20 protein-coding genes are annotated in these 17333 nt (G+C 73.0%); 9 read left to right on the top strand and 11 right to left on the bottom strand.

Features of this window, described 5'->3' with window-relative positions; all coding sequences use genetic code 11:
* Nucleotides 1-25: 25 nt before the first annotated feature.
* The 3 genes from EBO15_RS12595 to EBO15_RS12585 all read right to left on the bottom strand — a co-directional run bounded on the left by EBO15_RS12595 (nucleotide 26) and on the right by EBO15_RS12585 (nucleotide 2381).
* Complete coding sequence (locus EBO15_RS12595; RefSeq protein WP_199744497.1) at nucleotides 26-469, bottom strand: (R)-mandelonitrile lyase; 444 nt, start codon at nucleotides 467-469, stop codon at nucleotides 26-28.
* Nucleotides 470-635: 166 nt separating this feature from the next.
* Nucleotides 636-956 (bottom strand): hypothetical protein, encoded by a 321-nt coding sequence (locus tag EBO15_RS12590; protein WP_122194542.1) that lies wholly within the window; start codon nucleotides 954-956, stop codon nucleotides 636-638.
* A 117-nt stretch (nucleotides 957-1073) separates the two neighbouring features.
* Nucleotides 1074-2381: an aspartyl protease family protein gene (locus EBO15_RS12585; protein ID WP_199744496.1), complete on the bottom strand. Its 1308-nt coding sequence runs from the start codon at nucleotides 2379-2381 to the stop codon at nucleotides 1074-1076.
* A gap of 188 nt (nucleotides 2382-2569) precedes the next feature.
* On the opposite strand from EBO15_RS12585, the gene EBO15_RS12580 reads away from it, so the two are divergent.
* The 3 genes from EBO15_RS12580 (at nucleotide 2570) to EBO15_RS12570 (ending at nucleotide 4730) form a co-directional block, all read left to right on the top strand.
* A complete protein-coding gene (locus EBO15_RS12580; protein WP_122194540.1) occupies nucleotides 2570-2875 on the top strand; it encodes a hypothetical protein in 306 nt (101 codons plus the stop codon).
* A 147-nt stretch (nucleotides 2876-3022) separates the two neighbouring features.
* On the top strand, nucleotides 3023-3310 hold the full coding sequence (locus EBO15_RS12575; RefSeq protein WP_122194539.1) for a hypothetical protein: 288 nt from the start codon (nucleotides 3023-3025) through the stop codon (nucleotides 3308-3310).
* A 151-nt stretch (nucleotides 3311-3461) separates the two neighbouring features.
* A complete protein-coding gene (locus EBO15_RS12570) occupies nucleotides 3462-4730 on the top strand; it encodes a DUF6348 family protein (RefSeq protein ID WP_122194538.1) in 1269 nt (422 codons plus the stop codon).
* A gap of 66 nt (nucleotides 4731-4796) precedes the next feature.
* Here EBO15_RS12570 and glpX read toward each other — a convergent pair whose 3' ends face one another.
* Complete coding sequence (gene glpX / locus EBO15_RS12565) at nucleotides 4797-5831, bottom strand: class II fructose-bisphosphatase (RefSeq protein WP_122194537.1); 1035 nt, start codon at nucleotides 5829-5831, stop codon at nucleotides 4797-4799.
* A gap of 140 nt (nucleotides 5832-5971) precedes the next feature.
* Between glpX and EBO15_RS12560 the strand changes: the two genes are divergently transcribed.
* Both EBO15_RS12560 and EBO15_RS12555 read left to right on the top strand, forming a co-directional pair.
* Entirely contained in the window at nucleotides 5972-6598 is a 627-nt protein-coding gene (locus tag EBO15_RS12560; protein WP_122194536.1) for a TetR/AcrR family transcriptional regulator, read from the top strand.
* 14 nt (nucleotides 6599-6612) lie between these two features.
* On the top strand, nucleotides 6613-7365 hold the full coding sequence (locus EBO15_RS12555; RefSeq protein ID WP_122194535.1) for a DUF4245 domain-containing protein: 753 nt from the start codon (nucleotides 6613-6615) through the stop codon (nucleotides 7363-7365).
* Nucleotides 7366-7380: 15 nt separating this feature from the next.
* Here the strand turns inward: EBO15_RS12555 and EBO15_RS12550 are convergent, their stop codons facing one another.
* The 3 genes from EBO15_RS12550 to xseA all read right to left on the bottom strand — a co-directional run bounded on the left by EBO15_RS12550 (nucleotide 7381) and on the right by xseA (nucleotide 9431).
* Nucleotides 7381-7623, bottom strand: a complete 243-nt coding sequence (locus EBO15_RS12550; RefSeq protein WP_122194534.1) for an exodeoxyribonuclease VII small subunit — start codon at nucleotides 7621-7623, stop codon at nucleotides 7381-7383.
* Nucleotides 7624-7695: 72 nt separating this feature from the next.
* The gene (locus EBO15_RS12545; protein ID WP_122194533.1) at nucleotides 7696-8064 is read right to left on the bottom strand and encodes a hypothetical protein; all 369 of its coding nucleotides are present in this window, start codon (nucleotides 8062-8064) and stop codon (nucleotides 7696-7698) included.
* Nucleotides 8065-8216: 152 nt separating this feature from the next.
* A complete protein-coding gene (gene xseA, locus EBO15_RS12540) occupies nucleotides 8217-9431 on the bottom strand; it encodes an exodeoxyribonuclease VII large subunit (protein ID WP_122194532.1) in 1215 nt (404 codons plus the stop codon).
* Between the two features lie 176 nt (nucleotides 9432-9607).
* Here xseA and EBO15_RS12535 point away from each other — a divergent pair, with 176 nt between their 5' ends.
* Complete coding sequence (locus EBO15_RS12535; protein ID WP_122194531.1) at nucleotides 9608-10048, top strand: MarR family winged helix-turn-helix transcriptional regulator; 441 nt, start codon at nucleotides 9608-9610, stop codon at nucleotides 10046-10048.
* 48 nt (nucleotides 10049-10096) lie between these two features.
* Entirely contained in the window at nucleotides 10097-11320 is a 1224-nt protein-coding gene (locus EBO15_RS12530) for an MFS transporter (protein ID WP_147481479.1), read from the top strand.
* Nucleotides 11321-11560: 240 nt separating this feature from the next.
* On the opposite strand, the gene EBO15_RS12525 is transcribed toward EBO15_RS12530, so the two are convergent.
* The gene (locus EBO15_RS12525; protein WP_122194529.1) at nucleotides 11561-12808 is read right to left on the bottom strand and encodes an MFS transporter; all 1248 of its coding nucleotides are present in this window, start codon (nucleotides 12806-12808) and stop codon (nucleotides 11561-11563) included.
* A 56-nt stretch (nucleotides 12809-12864) separates the two neighbouring features.
* Here EBO15_RS12525 and EBO15_RS12520 point away from each other — a divergent pair, with 56 nt between their 5' ends.
* A complete protein-coding gene (locus EBO15_RS12520; RefSeq protein ID WP_122194528.1) occupies nucleotides 12865-13827 on the top strand; it encodes an ArsR/SmtB family transcription factor in 963 nt (320 codons plus the stop codon).
* Nucleotides 13828-13867: 40 nt separating this feature from the next.
* Here the strand turns inward: EBO15_RS12520 and EBO15_RS12515 are convergent, their stop codons facing one another.
* Nucleotides 13868-15130, bottom strand: a complete 1263-nt coding sequence (locus EBO15_RS12515; RefSeq protein ID WP_158628207.1) for an MFS transporter — start codon at nucleotides 15128-15130, stop codon at nucleotides 13868-13870.
* A 57-nt stretch (nucleotides 15131-15187) separates the two neighbouring features.
* On the opposite strand from EBO15_RS12515, the gene EBO15_RS12510 reads away from it, so the two are divergent.
* Nucleotides 15188-16174: an ArsR/SmtB family transcription factor gene (locus EBO15_RS12510; RefSeq protein ID WP_122194526.1), complete on the top strand. Its 987-nt coding sequence runs from the start codon at nucleotides 15188-15190 to the stop codon at nucleotides 16172-16174.
* Here the strand turns inward: EBO15_RS12510 and EBO15_RS12505 are convergent.
* Both EBO15_RS12505 and EBO15_RS44165 read right to left on the bottom strand, forming a co-directional pair.
* A complete protein-coding gene (locus EBO15_RS12505) occupies nucleotides 16159-16695 on the bottom strand; it encodes a DUF1345 domain-containing protein (RefSeq protein WP_147481478.1) in 537 nt (178 codons plus the stop codon). The two genes, EBO15_RS12510 and EBO15_RS12505, sit on opposite strands and share 16 nt — an antisense overlap.
* 144 nt (nucleotides 16696-16839) lie before the next feature.
* A partial coding sequence (locus EBO15_RS44165) for a hypothetical protein (protein WP_158628206.1) occupies nucleotides 16840-17333 on the bottom strand: 494 nt, incomplete at its 5' end.

Genomic DNA, 17333 nt, shown 5'->3' with positions numbered 1-17333 from the left:
GCGCACCGTCCGCTGACCGCTCGGGTCAGGCGTGGCCGGTGCGGCGTGGGGCGGCGTACTCGTCGTTGGTGACCTTCGCGCCCCAGATGGTCTCCGGGACGTCCGGGTCGCCCGTGCCCTCCCACAGTGCCAGGTGCGACATGAACGCGTCCGGCGCGGCGCCGTGCCAGTGCTCCTCGCCGGGCGGCGTGTGGACGGTGTCGCCCGCGCGCGCCTCGACGATCTCCCCGCCCCGCGCCTGGACGAGCGCGACGCCCGACACGACGTGCAGGGTCTGCCCGAGCGCGTGCGTGTGCCAGTCGCTGCGCGCGCCCGGCGCGAACCGGACCAGGTTCAGCCGGGCCCGGGACGGCCCCTGCCCGGCGTGGAGCACGTCCCACCAGACGTCGCCGGTGAACCGGTCGGCCGAACCCTTGCTCGTGGACTTCCGCTTGAAGATCTCCATGGACGGCTCCCCGTGGTCGCGCATGCCGGGCCTTCCCGGCATTGGTCTCTTCGGAAGGGTGAATCCGCAGGTCATGGGTGGCGGCCGCCTGAGGTGCCCGGCGGCGGCCCCGGACGGGCACGAGAGGCGCCCCCGGACCGTCGCCGGGGGCGCTCACGCGTCAGGACGGCGCCTCAGAGGCGGGCGCGCGTCACCACCAGGGCTCGTGCTCGCAGCGGCTGGCGAAGACCCGGTTCGGGAACCCCTCGAGGTCGATGTAGTGACAGTGGATCTTCTCGCCGGTGACGGACTTCACGGTCACCCCGTGGTCGATGATGCCCGTCGTGGGAGCCTCGGGTGTGGCGACGCACCTTTCGCCGATGGCGTTCGACGGGAAGTCGCGCGTCGTGTAGAGGGACTGGCAGTCGTAGGTCGGGTGGTGGAACCACGGACCTGCGGCGGCCTGGGCGGGGGCCGCGATCAGCGGAACCGCGGCGACGCCCGCGGCGAGGGCGAGGTAGGTCAGCTTCATGGATCTCCTCCCACGGTGCCCACGTTGGGCACGCTCTTGGCTGCTCTCTGTAGCCAAATGGGGATTTCCCGCTCGCTCGCCAGAAAAAACTCCCGCCCCCTTAACGAGATCATCCGGTCAGCGCGGACGGGTGAGGCGCAGCCGCATGGACGTGTAGTCGAACGTCACCGCGTACGGCTTGAAGAAGTCGTGCGTGAAGTTCGCGATCAGGTCGAACCCGGTCAGCGCCGACAGGCCGGGACCGGGCAGGCCCGGGAACACCCGCTCCGCCGCGAACCCGAGGACGTGCCGTCCGGTCGCGCGCCCGAGGCTCATGCGGTCCGGACGGCACGGGTACACGTCGATCCCGTTCCGGGACGAGACCGGGTGGTCGCGGTCGACGGCGATGCCCAGGCGTTCGGCGATCTCCACCGTCGTGTCGAGGCCGTGGCCGATCCCGCCCGTGTCGAGCGTGACCATCCGGGGGCGGCCGCCGTTCAGGCCGCCGACCGAGCACGGGAAGTGGTCCCCGGCGAGCCACAGCGGCAGGCCGCCGGACCGGGGCGCGTCCTCGCGCCGCCGCAGGACGAGCCCGCGCCGCGCGTAGTCCATCGTGGTCAGGAAGTGGTACATGAGCGTCGTGCCGAACACGCCGTCCGGCAGTGTGCCGTCCGGCAGCGTCGGCCGTGGCGGACCCTCCGTCCACTGGACGGGGAGGTTCCGGACCTCGATGTCGCCGATCCGGAGCGAGTCCAGAACCCCCAGGTGGATGGTGGTGGGAGCGCCGCCGGCAACCCCCGGCACGGACGCGTACGCGGTCAGCCCCAGCTCCTTCGCGGCGTCCGGCGACAGGTCGAGCGTCGCGTAGGTGTCGACGAGGAACCGCTTCGGCGCCGACCCGTTCACCGACGCCTCGACCACCGGCAGCGGGTCGGTGAACGTGAACGGCACGCGCGTCCCGGACGGCCCGGAGATCCGGTACGGCGCCCCGTCCAGATGGCGGTACTGCGTCGCGGACGCCTTGGCGAGCGGCGTCCCGACCCCTTCGAGGATCGGGATCGCCTGCGCGTGCCGGTCCTGCCGGACGAGACACTCCGCGAGCCGCCGCTTGGAGTCGGCGTCCTTCGGGTTCAGCTCGATCGCGCCGGACAGCCACCGCTCGGCCGTGCCGAACCGGTTCGACAGCAGTGCGATGTAACCGAGCCGCGCGGCGGCATGGGCGTCCTTCGGATCGGCCCGCAGCGCGCGCCGGTACGCGTGCTCGGCTTCGGCGAACCGGCCGTCGCGGAACAAGCGGTCGGGGTCGTCGCCGGAGGTGCCCGCAGTGTTCCGCGTCGGGCTCGTGGCGGCCGGGCTCGTCCTGCCGCCAATCAGGGGAAAGGCGGCCGCGGCGAGGCCCGTGCGCTGCAGGAACCGGCGCCGGCCGTGGTCGTCTGGAGGGGACATCTGATGCTCCTTGGGGCGCGCGAGGCGTCGCGATCGACCTACTGGGACGCCCATGCAAGCGAGGACCCCGTCACTTCGGCGTAACCAAAACGCGGCCGTAATCCTTGTCGATAGCACGTGGTAGCCGAACGGGTACGTGGGGTAGCTATAGGGGCGTTGTCGAGTCGCCTGAGTGAAGGAGTTCGTAGATGAACGTCCGTGTCGTGGTCACCGTTACCGCCTCCGCGTTGGCGCTGGGCACCGCCGCGCTCCCGGCCCAGGCCGCCTCCGTTCGCGGGGAGGGCGCTCGTGCGGTGCCCGCCCACGCCGCCGCGTCGTGCAACTTCAGTCGGCGCGGCCTCACCATCGAGCAGGCGGTCGCGCAGCTCGGCCGGGACACTCAGCAGAGGTTCAAGACCCACCCGCTCTACGGCTCGTTCAAGCACAAGAAGCTGAGCAGCCTTCCGGCGGGCGTCCGGAAGGACTTCGAGGAGGCGTGCAAGAAGGGGCGGTGAGCGGGTCGCCTCGGTAGAGGGTGCGGGTGGAGGGCGGGCACTGACGGTGCCCGCCCTCTCCTCATGAATGACTACTTGGGGTAGTTGATCTGTCTCTGTGGGTAGTTTTGTGGACGTTGTCTGTTCTTCCGAGTTGAGGAGTCGGAGATGAACGTCCGTGCCGTGGTCTTCGCGTCGTCCTGCGCGTTCGCGCTGGGTGTCGCCGTGGTGCCCGCCCATGCCGCGCCGGTCCGCGCGGAACCCGCTCGCGCCGCCGCGACGTGCGACTACAACGCGATCAAAGAGCTCACCGTCGAGCAGGTCACGGAGATGATGCCGCCCGGCCTGCGGGACGAGACCCGCCACGACATCATGTACCAGCTACTGCGGGTCGAGCAGGTCCAGGACCTCCCGCTCTACTACCGGGACAAGGTCCTGGAGGCGTGCCGGCAGTAGAAGCGGCGGACGGCCCCGCCGCCCAGTCGCGCCGGGGCCCCCGCGCCTTTCAGGGGTGTCGTGCGGTGGGAGGCGGGCCGGTGGGCGTGCCACGCCGCACCACCGCATAATCCAGCGGAATGTCCCGAACGTCCCCGTTAAGCTCCGCCGCATGTCATGGATACGACGTCGTCAGAGCGGTGCCGAGCCCTCCGGGGAGCGCCTGCCCGACCTGGAGTTCCTCGCCCTGGTGCGCGAGCGCCTCGAAGCGTACGCGCCGGGCGCCACGCGCGGCGCCGAGCTCAAGGGCGACTCGCTGCTCAGCCCACGGGGATGGGCGATCGCCGTCGCGCCGCCCGAACACGCCGGCGGCCACCACTACGACGTCGTCGCCTTCCCGGACGTGAGCGTCCAGCCGGACGTCCCGTGCTTCCGGGACTGCGCCGTCGCCGTGGCCGGCGACCCCCGGCAGGCCGCGGACGCCTGGACGCAGACCGCCGGCGCCTGCCTGCTCGAACTCGTCTCCGCGGGGGACGGCGACTTCGCGGGACGCGTCGGGCCGTCCGGCGAGCAGGGCGTCCCCGGGTGGAGCTCGATCATCTCCGGCGTCCTCGGCTACGGCATGGACGAGGGCGAGAACGAGCGCCTCCAGGCCGCGCTGATCGAGGCGAACGTGCTCCACCGCATCGCGGACGCCCTCGGCCCGGCCCTGGAGTCACCGTTCTTCAACGGCGTCCGGATCTTCTACGGCGGCGCCCCCGGATCCATGACGTGCGAGGTCCGGGTCAACGGCGAGTACGACGAGGCCGCGTCGGCGGCGATGGCCGCGCTGGGCCTGCCCGAACCGACGGCCTTCACCGTCGTCCGCCTCTTCGCCCTGCTGCTCCCGGCGTCCGCCGACGACACGGACGACACGGACGACCACCACGGCCATTCCTGCGGGTGCTCCTGCGGCGGCCACCTGGACCCGGAGCATCCCGGCTTCGAGATCTCCGAACCCCACCTGCTGGCCGAGCTCTCCCCCGAGGAGCGGGCGCGCCGGATCCGCACCGACACCGACGTCCTCAAGATCGCCAAGGACGTCGGCAACTTCCTCAAGGTGCGCCTGCCGATCCGGCTCGACGACGGACGCACCGTCGTCTACCTGCTCTGGGTCTACCTCCGGGCCGAGGTGGCCGACGAACTGGTCAGAAGGGTGAACGACAGCGACATCGAGGGCTTCCGCTTCGAGGGCCTGCTGTGCAACACCGTCGAGCCGTGGGGCGAGGACGTCCTGCGCGCCCCGGTCGTCCTGGGCGGCCAGCGCGTCAACCCGGACGGCTCGCTGCGCTACAGCGAGATCCTCGAATCCAGCGACCCGCTGCTGAGCAGGATCCTCACCGAGACCTGGCCCGCCGAGGACGTCCTCGGCGACCGCGACCCGCGCCTCCGCACGCCCTGACCTCGCTTCCCCAAACAGAAGAACGGGCCCGGCGCGACGCGCCGGGCCCGTTCGGGGACTCGCCGATCAGACCGCCGAGTCGAAGTTGATCGCGCTGTAGGCGCGGAGCTTGCTGAGCTGGTGCTCGCTGTGGATCGTCCGGATCGTCCCGCTACGGGAGCGCATGACGAGCGAGTGCGTGCGGGCGCGGCCCTTGCCGTACCGGACGCCGTCGACCAGCTCGCCGTCGGTGATGCCGGTGGCGGCGAAGAAGACGTCGTCGGACGAGACCAGGTCGTCGGTGGTCAGGACGCGGCTCAGGTCGTGGCCCGCGTCGATCGCCTTCTGCCGCTCGGCCTCGTCCTTCGGCCACAACCGGCCCTGGATCACGCCGCCGAGCGCCTTGATCGCGCAGGCGGCGATGATGCCCTCGGGCGTGCCGCCGACGCCGAGCAGCAGGTCCACGCCGGTGCCGTCGCGGGCCGCCATGATCGCTCCCGCGACGTCGCCGTCCAGGATGAACTTGATCCGAGCGCCCGTCTCCCGGATCTCCTTGACGATGCCCTCGTGGCGCGGACGGTCCAGGATGCAGACCGTCACGTCGTCCACGGCGGAGCCCTTGGCACGGGCCACGGCGCGGATGTTGTCGGCGATCGGACGCTCGATGTCCACCGCGTCCGCCGCCTCGGGGCCGGTGACCAGCTTCTCCATGTAGAACACCGCGGACGGGTCGTACATCGAGCCGCGCGGCGCCACGGCGAGGACGGCGACGGCGTTGCTCATCCCGAGCGCGGTCAGGCGGGTGCCGTCCACCGGGTCCACGGCCACGTCGCACTCGGCGCCCGAGCCGTCCCCGACCGACTCGCCGTTGTAGAGCATGGGCGCGTTGTCCTTCTCGCCCTCGCCGATCACGACGACGCCGCTCATGGACACGGTGTTGATCAGCTGGCGCATGGCGTTCACGGCCGCGCCGTCGGCGCCGTTCTTGTCGCCCCTGCCGACCCAGCGCGCGGCGGCCATCGCGGCCGCCTCGGTCACCCGTACCAGCTCCAGCGCCAGGTTCCGGTCCGGAGCGGCGGGCTCGGTGACGAGGGGAGACGAGACGGTGGTGTCGTCGGACATGGCGAGACGCCCTTTCGGTCGATGGCTCACCCGGATTCTCCGCGCGTCGCGTGCCGCTGTCCAAATTGGACCAGACCAGAGAACGCGGACGCCTTGGTTGGGATCGTCTCCCGCGATCGTCCGGCGTAATCTCTAGGGTCATGAGCAGCGACATCGACACGACCACGCCGCGGACCTCGGACCGGGGCGCGGCGACCCGCGGGGCCCTGCTGGCGGCGGCGCGGGACGTGTTCTGCGAGGCGGGCTTCGCCCAGGCCGCGGTCACCGACATCGTCGCCAAGGCCGGGGCCAGCGTCGGCAGCCTCTACCACCACTTCAACGGCAAGGCCGACCTGTACCTCACGCTGTTCGAGGAGTTCCAGGCGCGGCAGCAGGAACGCACCCGCAAGGCGATCAACGCCGTGCGGGAGGCGGGCGAGGCCGACCCGATGCGGCAGTTCATCGCGGGCGCGGGCGCCTACCTGGACGGCTGCATCGAGGAGCGCGACGTCTCCCGGCTGTTCATCTCCGGCGACGGCCCGCCCGGGTTCGACCGGGTGATGCGGCAGCGCCTGAACAAGTGGGCCCGCCGCAACGCCGCGCTGTTCCACACGTCCGACGGCGGCGTGGACGAGGCGCTGGTCGTCGTCCTGACCGGCGCGATGGCGGGCGCGGTGTCCGAGGTCTCGCTGAGCGACGACGCCGAGGGGTCCCGGCGGCTCGCCGACGACATCATGGCCATTGTGGGCACTATCAGGAACCCCCGTACCGAGCAGCGGCGACCGTAGGGGATCCTGGTGGGGTGAGCGACGACAGCCCCGCCCCGACGACGACGTCCGAGCAGCCGAGCCCGTCCGGGGCGAGTCCCGAAGGCGCCCCGGACGCGGCGTCCGCGCGCCCCGAGGGCGCCGGGAACGGCGCGGGCGGCGCGGGCGAGGGACCGGCCCAGCCGGAGTCGGTGCAGGTCAGTCCCGGGGTGTACAAGCGGCTGACCACCGGCCTCGCCGGGTTCGCCACGGCGATCGTGGCGTGCCTGCTGCTGGTCGGGGTGATCTACCTCATCACGCCGCGGGCCAACAAGGAGCTGCTCCCGACGATCGACTACGGCTCCCAGGAGTGGGCGCTCGCGCACAACGGCCCGTACCAGGCGTGGGGCCCGCAGGGGCTCCCGGCCGGGTGGCGGGCCACCAGCGCGCGGCTGACCGGGCTCGGTGAGAAGGGCGGGCCGGTCCAGTGGCACCTGGGGTTCATCGCGCCGTCCGGGCAGTACGCGGCCCTCGAGGAGAGCAACGAGAAGGCCGCCGAGTACGTCCCCCGGATGACCAACAGCAAGGCCGCGACCGGAACCCGCGCCGTGTCCGGGATCACGTGGGACACCTACTTCCGCCGCGACAAGAAGGCCAACTCGCTGGCCCGCACCCTGCCGGACGGCGTGAGCGTCGTCGTGACGGGCACCGCGGGCTACGACGAGCTGGCCGTCCTCGCCGCCGCGCTCAAGCCGCTGGACAAGACCGGCACGAGCGTCGTGACGCCCGCGCCCACGCAGCGCTCCTGACGCCGCGTCCCCGGTCTAGAACGGGGCCGCCGGGCCGGACGCGTCGTCCGGCCCGGCGGTCTCGGCGTTCATGGCGGCGGTGAGGCGGGCGCGCGCGCCCTCCAGCCACTCCTCGCAGAGGGCCGCCAGTTTCTCCCCGCGTTCCCACAGGGTCAGCGACTCCTCCAGCGTGAGGCCGCCCGCCTCCAGCTTCCGGACGACCTCGGTCAGCTCGTCCCGTGCCTGCTCATAGCTCAGTTCCGTCTTCTCTTCCGCCACGCCGACCAGCCTAGGGCCAGCGCCACCCCGTCCGGCCTCGCCGCCCGGGGCCGGAGTGGGGTCGGTGCGGGGTCAGTTGCGGGGCCCCCAGCCCCAGTCGTCGGAGATCAGGTCGTGGACGTAGACGGCCTCGCTGTGGCCGGGGCCGTCGTAGATGCCGGGTTCGGGGGTCTCCGCCGGGCCGTTGGTGGGGTAGTCGGCGCCGGACGAGAAGTCGTGGACGCCGAACACGCACACGCCGTTCCAGTCGACGCTGGGGTTGGCGCGCATGTAGTCGTGGCCGCCGTGCAGCTCGGTGAACTCCCACGCCGCGCAGCGTCCCGTCGGTCCCACCAGGGTGGGGGAGACGCTCGCGTGGGCAGGCGCCACCAGGGCGAAGGTGGCCACGGCGCAGGTTCCGGCCGCGAGGGTCACGCGGCGCGTCCAGCTCAGTGCGGACATGGGTCGTCCTCCTGTAGAGCGGGGGGTCTGGGTTCCGTGATCCACGCTCGTCCAGTTGCGCAAACGTTCCAAGTGTCCGGGCGCGGCCGGAAGCGGCTACGGCCGGGCCGCAAGCGGACAGCGGCGGCCGAACCGGGCCGGGAGCCGTGGCGTCAGGGGAGCCGACGCTCGGTGACGGTCACGCCCAGCTGCCCTTCGGCGAGCCGGACGACTAGGGCCTCGCCGTCCTCGACGGACGCGGCCTCCCGGACGACGCCCTCGTCCTCCCGCTGGACGATCGCGTAGCCGCGGGCCAGCGTCGCGGCGGGGGAGAGGGCCAGCAGTCGCGCGCGCGTGTGGGACAGGTGGTCGGACGAGCGGTCCAGCGCGGCCGCGAGGCTGCGGCGGGCCCGGTCGCGCAGCGCCTCCACGCGCTCGGCCTGCCGCTCGATCTCGCGGACGGGGTCGGCGAGCGCGGGCCGGGAGCGCATCCCGGACAGCCAGTGCAGCTCGCGTTCGACCCCGCCGACCAGGACGCGCCGTCCGCGGTCGCGCAGCTGCCGGACGAGCTGGAGCTGCTCCCGGACGTCCGGGACGACCCGCTTGGCGGCGTCGGTCGGGGTGGACGCGCGCAGGTCGGCGACCAGGTCGAGGAGGGGGCTGTCCTGCTCGTGGCCGATCGCGCTGACGACCGGGGTGCGGGCGGCGGCGACGGCCCGGACGAGCGCCTCGTCGGAGAAGGGGAGCAGGTCCTCCATGGAGCCGCCGCCGCGCGTGATGACGATCACGTCGATCGCCGGGTCGGCGTCGAGCTCGCGCAGCGCGTCCATGACCTGCGGGACGGCGTTGCCCCCCTGGACGGCGGTGTTCCGGACGGTGAACTCGACGGCGGGCCAGCGGCGCCGGGCGTTCTGCAGGACGTCGTGCTCGGCGTCCGAGTCGCGGCCGCAGATCAGTCCGACGCGTCCGGGCAGGAAGGGGAGCGGCCGCTTGCGCTCGGGCCGGAACAGCCCCTCGGACGCCAGCAGCTGCTTGAGCCGTTCGAGGCGGGCCAGGAGCTCGCCGACGCCGACCGGGCGGACCTCGATCGCGCTCAGGGAGAACCGGCCGCGGTTGACCCAGAAGTCCGGCTTGCAGTGGATCACCACGCGGGCCCCGTCGGTGACGGCGGGCCCGGCGGCGGCGAAGGTCTCGCGGCGTCCGACGACCGGCACCGACATGTTCGCCACCGGATCGCGCAGCGTGACGTAAACGGTGCCGCCTCGTGCGTTGAGCTCGGTGATCTGCCCTTCGACCCAGATCCGGCCGAGCCGTCCGATCCAGCCGCCGACCGCCTGCAACACCGTCCGGACGGGAACGGGGGACTCCGCCGAGGTCTCCATCGCCATGGGGGCAGCCTAGGCCGTCGGCACGACCACGGCCTAAGCCGTCGACATGACCGGAGCCTAAGCGATCGTCATGTCGGGGCCAGGGCGGCGCCGGACCGGGCACGATGCAGGTCACCGCCACATTTGAATTATTAGGCAAACTAACTTAGTATGGCTAAGTAATTGAGGAGAGACCGATGCGTTCCGACCGCGAGCTCGCCGAGGAGCTGAACACCCGGCTCCGCGAGATGGTGCTGATGATGCGCCGTGTCAGCGCCGACCAGGCCGTCACCAGCCAGCAGGCGTCGGTGCTCGGCTCGCTCGAGGGCGGGCCGCGCCGCATGACCGAGCTCGCCGACGAGCACGGCGTGAAGCTGCCGACCATGACCGCGCTGGTCAACCGGCTCGAACGGGACGGCCTGGTCGCCCGCGGCCGGGACACCTCCGACGCGCGCGTGGTCACCGCCCAGATCACCCGGGACGGCAGCGTCCAGCTGCACCGCGCCCGCGAGCGCCGCATCGGGCTCCTCGTCCAGCGGTTCGCCGAGCTGTCCGAGCAGGAGCGGAGCACCCTGAGCGCCGCCCTGCCCCTGCTCGGCCGGCTGTTCGCCGACCCCGACCGGCCGCCCGCCGCCTGACCCGGCGCGCGAGGGCGGGGAGGGGCCGTCCCCCGAAAGGTAGGTTCCATGCACGCAGAGCCAGCGGAGGCCGCGGCCCGGCCCGGCCTCCTCCGGCAGCCCATGTCGGTGTGGGCCACGGCCTTCGCCGCCGTGGTCGCCTTCATGGGCATCGGCCTCGTCGACCCGATCCTCCCCGCCATCGCCACGAACCTGCGCGCGACGCCCAGCCAGGTGTCGCTGCTGTTCACCAGCTACTTCCTCATCACCGCCGTCGCGATGCTCGTCACCGGCTGGGTGTCCAGCCGGATCGGCGGCAAGCGGACGCTGATGATCGGGCTCGTCCTGGTCGTCCTGTTCGCCGCGCTCGCCGGGACGTCCGACACCGTCGGGCAGCTCGTCGGGTTCCGCGCGGGCTGGGGCCTCGGCAACGCGCTGTTCGTCGCGACCGCCCTCGCCGTCATCGTCGGCGCCGCGTCCGGCGGGGCCGAGTCGGCGATCATCCTCTACGAGGCCGCGCTCGGCATCGGCATCTCGCTCGGCCCGCTCGTCGGCGCGCTGCTCGGCGACATGAACTGGCGGTTCCCGTTCTTCGGGACGGCCGTCCTGATGGCGGTCGGGTTCCTGCTGATCGCGACCCTGCTGAAGCCGACGCCGAAGCCCGCCGTCCCCACCCCGCTGTCCGCGCCGATCCGCGCGCTCGGCCACGGCGGCCTGTCGACCACGGCCTTCACCGCGCTGTTCTACAACTACGCGTTCTTCACCGTCCTGGCGTGGACGCCGTTCGTCCTGCACATGGACGCGCACGGCATCGGCCTGGTGTTCTTCGGGTGGGGCGTGATGGTCGCGCTGTCCTCGGTGTTCGCCGCGCCCGCCCTGCAACGCCGGATCGGGACCGTCCGCGTCATGCACCTGGCGCTGGCCCTGCTCATCGTCTTCCAGCTCGGCCTCGCCACGCTCGGGCACGACGGGATCATCATCTGCACGATCCTGTCCGGCGTCCCGATCGGGCTGAACAACACCGCGTTCACCGAGGCGGCCATGGAGGTCTCCGACAACCCCCGTCCGGTCGCGTCCGCGGGCTACAACTTCGTCCGGTGGCTCGGCGGCGCCCTCGCGCCCTACTTCGGAAGCAAGCTCGCCGAGCGGTTCAGCGACTCGACGCCCTACTACATCGGAGCCCTGTGCTGCGCGATCGCGATCGTCGTCCTGGTCGTCCGGCGGCGGCACCTGGAGTCGCTGGAGCGCGTCGACACCGACCACGCCTTCCAGGACGCCCCGCTCCCCGCCTGAGCGGCCACCGGGCCTGAGCGGCCACCGGGCCTGAGCGGCCACCGGGCCTGAGCGGCCACCGGGCCTGAGCGGCCACCGGGCCTGAACGGACACCCGGCCCGAGCGAACACCCGGCCCGAGCGAACACCCGGCCCGAGCGAACACCCAAGCCTGACCGGCCGGCAGGGACCGGCCCCCCTCCGGCCCCTGCCACACCGGAGGCGGCCCCGGACCCGGTCCGGGGCCGCCTCCGGTTCCCGCTCAGGCGGGGGCCTTCTCCCACGCCGGACGGTTCGCCGCCGCCCCGCGCGTCGCCGGGACGAACGCGACGGCCGTCACCAGGAAGAGCGCGCCGAACACCAGCCATCCGGCCATGCCGTGCCGCAGCGCGGTCTGCGTGACGACCAGCGGGCCGAGCAGCACCCCCGCCGCGAAGCCGCTGTTGAAGACGCCCTGGTAGACGCCGTGCGCGCGCTCGTCCGCCAGCTCGTAGCTGAGCGCCCACGTGCCCGCCGCGCACAGCACCTCGCCGACCGTCTGGAGCGCCAGCGCGCCCAGGATCAGCGCGGACGCCGTCCACGGGTCCGGGCCCTTGGCCAGGCCGAACAGCAGGCAGCCGACCGCCATCAGCGTCCCCGCGCGCAGGCAGGCGCGGGCCGCGACACGCGGGTCCTCCGCGCCGCGGCTCATCCGCACCTGGAGCGCGATGACCAGCGCCGTGTTCAGCACCAGGCAGGCCGAGACGAGCAGCCGCGGCGCGTGCGTCTCGCGCGTCACCCACAGCGGCACGCCGACCTCGAGGATCCCCTGCTGCAACACCAGCACCCCGGCCAGAACCGTGATGACCAGGTACGGGACGTCGGTCAGCGCCCCGAAACCGCCGCCGCCGGACGCCGCGTCCCCCGCCGGGCGCCCCGCCGGGACCCGCGTCAGCAGGACCGCCGCCAGCACGAACGTCACGGCGTCCAGGACCACGATCGTCCGGTAGGCGGACGGGGTGTCCACGACCAGCGCGAGGGACGCCAGCGCCGCACCGACACCGACGCCCGCGTTCGTCATCATCCGCAGGAACGCCCGGCCGGGCATCCGCAGCTCGGCGGGCAGCGCGTGCGCGACCAGCGCGTTGCGGACGGCGGACGCGCCCCGGTCCAGGAACGTGACGCCGCAGATCAGCGGCACCGCCGTCCAGAACGAGTGCACCTGCGTGTAGCCGAGGATCAGCACCCCCTCCGCGCCGAGCAGCGCCACCACCGTCGGACGCGCCCCGAACCGGTCGGCGACGCGTCCCATCGGCACCCCGGACGCGATGCCGAACACCCCGCCCAGGGCCAGCGCGAAGCCGACCTGGGACGGCGTCATGCCGACCGCGCGCGTGAACAGCAGGGCGCTGGTGGTCATGAACAGGCCGTTGCCGAGCGTGTTGACCAGCATCGCCGCGGACAGCACCCGGATCACCGGATGCCGCGCCAGGGTCGCCATGCCCGGAGCCCGGGGGGAGGTCGTCGTCATGCGCCCATCCCAGTGGCGCGGCCCAGCGGCGCGAAATGAATTTAGGATATTCCTCAATGTATGAGTTCAGGCTGGGCGTCCAGGACCTCGCGGAGACGTCGTTCGGGATGTCGCCGCTGTTCGAGCTCGTGTTCAGCCTGCGTTCGCGCCTCCAGCCCGCGCGGAACCCCGAGCACCTGTCGTGGGTGCGGGAGACGGCCGCCGCCTACGCCCGGCTCGACACCGGACTGCTGGACGTCCTGATCGCCCCGCACGGCTGGATCCCGGACTTCCTCACGCCCCGCCCCGACGGCATCGTCACCGAGATCGCGGACGACCTGGCCGTGCTGCGCGCGACGCCGCCGGAGCTCGTCCGGAACGACATCGTCGTGGCGTACCGGCACGTGCCCGTCCCATCGGTCCTGACCGGCGATCCCGCCGTCCTCCTCGACCGGATCCACGCCGCGTTCGAGGCGTACTGGGACGCCTGCGTCGAGCCCTACTGGACGCGGATGCGCGCCGTCCTGGAGGCCGACCTCGTCCACCGCGCGCGGCGGCTGGCCTTCGGCGGCGCCGCCGCGCTGTTCGCCGAGCTGGACGACCGCGTCAGCTGGGACCCGGGACTCGTCCGGCTCGTCATCCCGTCCGGGCTCGCGCCCGAACGCGCCGTGGACGTCGCCGGACGCGGGCTCGTCCTCGTCCCCTGCCTGTTCCTGCGCGGCGCGATCACGATGATCGACGACCAGGGGCCGCCGCTGATCTCCTACCCCGCGCGCGGACGCGGCGCGATCTGGGACCATCCCGCGCCCGAGGGTCCCGCCGCGCTCGTCGCGCTCGTCGGCGCCCGCCGCGCGAAACTGCTGGTCATGCTGGCCGCGCCCGCGTCCACGACCGACCTTGCCCAGCGTCTCGGCGTCACGCCCGGGGCGATCAGCCAGCACCTGACCGCCCTGCACGCGAGCGGCCTCCTGAACCGCACGCGCGCGGGACGCTCCGTCCTCTACATGCGCAGCCCTCTCGGCGACCAGCTCGTCCGCTGAGCCCACGCCCGAGCCTTCGCCCGAGCCCCCGCCGGGCCCGTCAGGCCGCCGTCACGGGCTCCTCCGCCGCCGCGGGCTCGGCCACCGGACGCGTCGCGACGGCCCACCGGGTCGCCGGGACGAACGCGACGGCCGTCACCAGGAAGATCCCGGCGAGGACCAGCCAGCCCGTCATGCCGGACCGCAGGGCCGTCTGCGTCACGGCGAGCGGGCCCAGCACCAGGCCGGCGGCGAAGCCGGTGTTGAAGACGCCCTGGTAGACGCCCTGCGACCGCTCGTCCGCCAGGTCGAAGCCGAGCGCCCAGCTTCCGGCCGACCCCAGGATCTCGCCGACCGTCATCACCGCCACCGCCACCAGGATCAGGACCGTCGCGGTCCACGCGTCCGGGCCCTTGGAGAAGCCGAGCAGCACGCAGCCGACCGCGATCAGCACCCCGGCGCGCATCGCGAGCCGGGCCGCCCGCGCCGGACTCTCGGCGCCCTTGCTCAGCCTGACCTGCAACAGGACGACCATGACCGTGTTCAGCAGCATCGCGGCCGCGATCAGCGTCCGGGGCGCGTGCGTCTGGCCCGTCACCCACAGCGGGACGCCGATCTCCAGGACGCCCTGCAACATGACCAGCGCCCCCGCCAGCACGGTGATCACCACGTAGGGGACGTCGGTCAGCGCGCCGAAGCCCCGGCCCGGCGTCCGCTCACCGCCCGCGTTCTCCAGCGCGGGCACCCTGAACACCAGGAGCGCCGCGAGCAGGAAGGTCGCCGCGTCGGCCACCACGATCGTCCGGTAGGCGGCGGGCGTGTCGGCGACGAGCGCGAGGGAGGCCAGCACCGCGCCCAGCGAGATGCCGACGTTCGTCACCGCCCGCAGGAACGCCCGCCCCGGCACCCGCCGGTCCGGCGGCAGGGCCTGGGCGATCAGCGCGGCCCGCACCGCGCTCTCCCCCCGGTCCACGAACGTGACGGCGCAGATCAGCGGCAGGGCCGTCCAGAACGAATGGACCTGCGTGTAACCGAGGACCAGCACCGCCTGGACGACCAGGAGCGCCACCACGGTCGGACGCGCCCCGAACCGGTCGGCGACCCGGCCCAGCGGGATGCTCGACGCGATGCCGCACACCCCGCCCAGCGTGAGCGCCAGGCCGACCTGGGACGCCGTCATGCCGACGACCCGGGTGAACAGCAGGGCGCCGGTCGTCATGAGCAGGCCGTTGCCGGCCGTGTTGACCAGCGTCATGGCCGACAGGGAGCGGATCACCGGGTGCCCGGCGGCGTCCGCCAGGCTCCGGGGGAGGGAGAGCGTCATGCGGGCCATCCCAGCCCGCGTGCACGGGGCAAGGGAAAGGATTTACCCTCTGGGGCAATGTATGAGTTCAGGCTGGGCGTCCAGGATCTCGCCGAGATGTCGTTCGGGATGTCACCCCTGTTCGAGCTGGTGTTCAGCCTGCGGCCGCGCGTGTTCCCCGCGCAGACGCCCGAGCACCAGTCCTGGGTCCGGGAGACGGCCGCCGCCTACGCCCGGCTCGACACCGAGGCGCTGAACGCCGTGTTCGCCCCGCACGGCTGGCTGCCCGACTTCATGACCCCGCGCCCCGACGGCATCGTCACCGACCTCGCGGCCGACCTCGCCCTGCTGCGGGCGACCCCGCCGGACGTGGTCCGCCGTGACATCGCCGCCGCCTACCGGCACGACGTGGACGCCGCCTACCGGGAGGTCCCCATCCCGCGCGTCCTGACCGGTGATCCCGCGTCCGTCCTCGACCGGATCTGCACCGCCATCGAGGCGTACTGGGACGCCTGCCTCGAGCCCTACTGGGCGCGGATGCGCGCCGTCCTGGAGGCCGACCTCGCGCACCGTGCCCGGCGGCTCGCGCTCGGCGGCGCGGCGGCCCTGTTCGCCGAACTCGACGACCGCGTCACCTGGGAGGACGGCAGCGTCCGGGTGGTGATCCCGTCCGACGTCGTGCGGAAGGTCGCCGTGGACGTCGCCGGACGCGGGTTCGTCCTCGCCCCGTGCCTGTTCCTGCGCGGCGCCATCACCATGACCGACAAGGACGGCCCGCCGCTGATCGCCTACCCCGCGCGCGGACGCGGCGCGGTCTGGGACCAGGCCGCCCCCGAGGGCACCGCCGCGCTCGCCGAACTCCTCGGCGCGCCCCGCACACGGCTCCTGATCATGCTGGCGTCCCCGGCGTCCACGACGGACCTGGCCCGGAGGCTCGGCGTCACGCCGGGCGGGATCAGCCGCCACCTCACGGCCCTCCACGCCTGCGGCCTCCTCAACCGCACGCGCGCGGGACGCTCCGTCCTCTACATGCGCAGCCCGCTGGGGGATCAGCTCGTCCGCTGAACCCGCCGGAACGCCACCCCGGCGACCCCGAACACCACGCCCCCGACCGCGAACATCACGTCCGTGACCGCACCGGCGACCCGCGCCCAGACCGACGGATGCGCGGAGCCGTAGACCTGCTCCGTCGTCATCCCGGTCAGCCCATGCGGGAGGACGCCGGTGGCGCGTGCGATCGCGTCGGCGACGCCGCTGAACCCGCGCGCGCCGAGCAGAACGCACCCGAACCAGACCCCGGCGGCCAGCATCCACGCGGGCACCCGCCGTCCCCACGCCTGGACGAGCGCCAGCGGAAGCGCGACCCCCACCGCGACCATGAGCAGCACGATCACGCTGAACGCCTCCGCGACGACCCGCGCGGCGCCGTGCCGCTCGGACGCCTCGGGCCAGGCGAGCCCGGTGAGCGCCCAGACGACATGCCAGGCCAGGAACACCATCACCCAGGCGAACGCCGTGTAGGCGGCCACCCGGTTCACCCGCACGGCCTCGGGACCGGAGGACGACGCGGTGCGAAGGATCCTCATCCCGCCCACGATCACAGCGGACCGGGCCGTCCGCCTCCCCAGCGCGAGTGATCACCCTCCCCCGTGAGGGGGAGACCGGTCCCGGACACGCGCCGAGGCCCGTCCGGAACCAGATTCCGGACGGGCCTCGGCGCGTTCCTCAGGTCAGTGCGAGCCGTTGAGCTTGGCGATCCGGTTCTCGTACATGCGGACGATCTCCGGACGCGCCTCGTGCGCGCGCTCGTACTCGCGCAGCAGCCTGACCTGGTCGGCCGTCAGGCCGCGCAGGCGGGCGCGAAGCTGCGGAAGCGTCGCCGAGTCATAGTCCGGCACCGGCAGCTCTCCGGCCTCAGGCGCCTCGGCCTTCGGCTCCGGCTTCGCCTCGGCCTTGGGCTCAGGCTTCGGCGCGGCCTTCGGCGCGGGCTTGGCCTCGACAGGCTCGGCGGACGCGGCGGGCTCGGGCTTGGCCGCGGGCTTGGCCTCCGACGTGGTCTCGGGCTTCGGCGCGGGACGGGGAGCCGGGGCGGCGGGCTTTCCCACCGAGATCTCCTTGTCCTTGGCCTTGTCCGGAGCCGCCGGACGCTCCTCCGGCCGCGCCGCCGGGCGCTCGGCCGGACGCCGCGCGGGGCGCTCCGCCGGGCGGGGAACCGGGCGGGTGC

It is taken from the genome of Actinomadura harenae, assembly GCF_003696215.1.
Lineage (GTDB): Bacteria > Actinomycetota > Actinomycetes > Streptosporangiales > Streptosporangiaceae > Spirillospora > Spirillospora harenae.
Note: the sequence above shows the minus strand (reverse complement) of the source record. Positions and strands in the feature narration are given on the sequence as shown.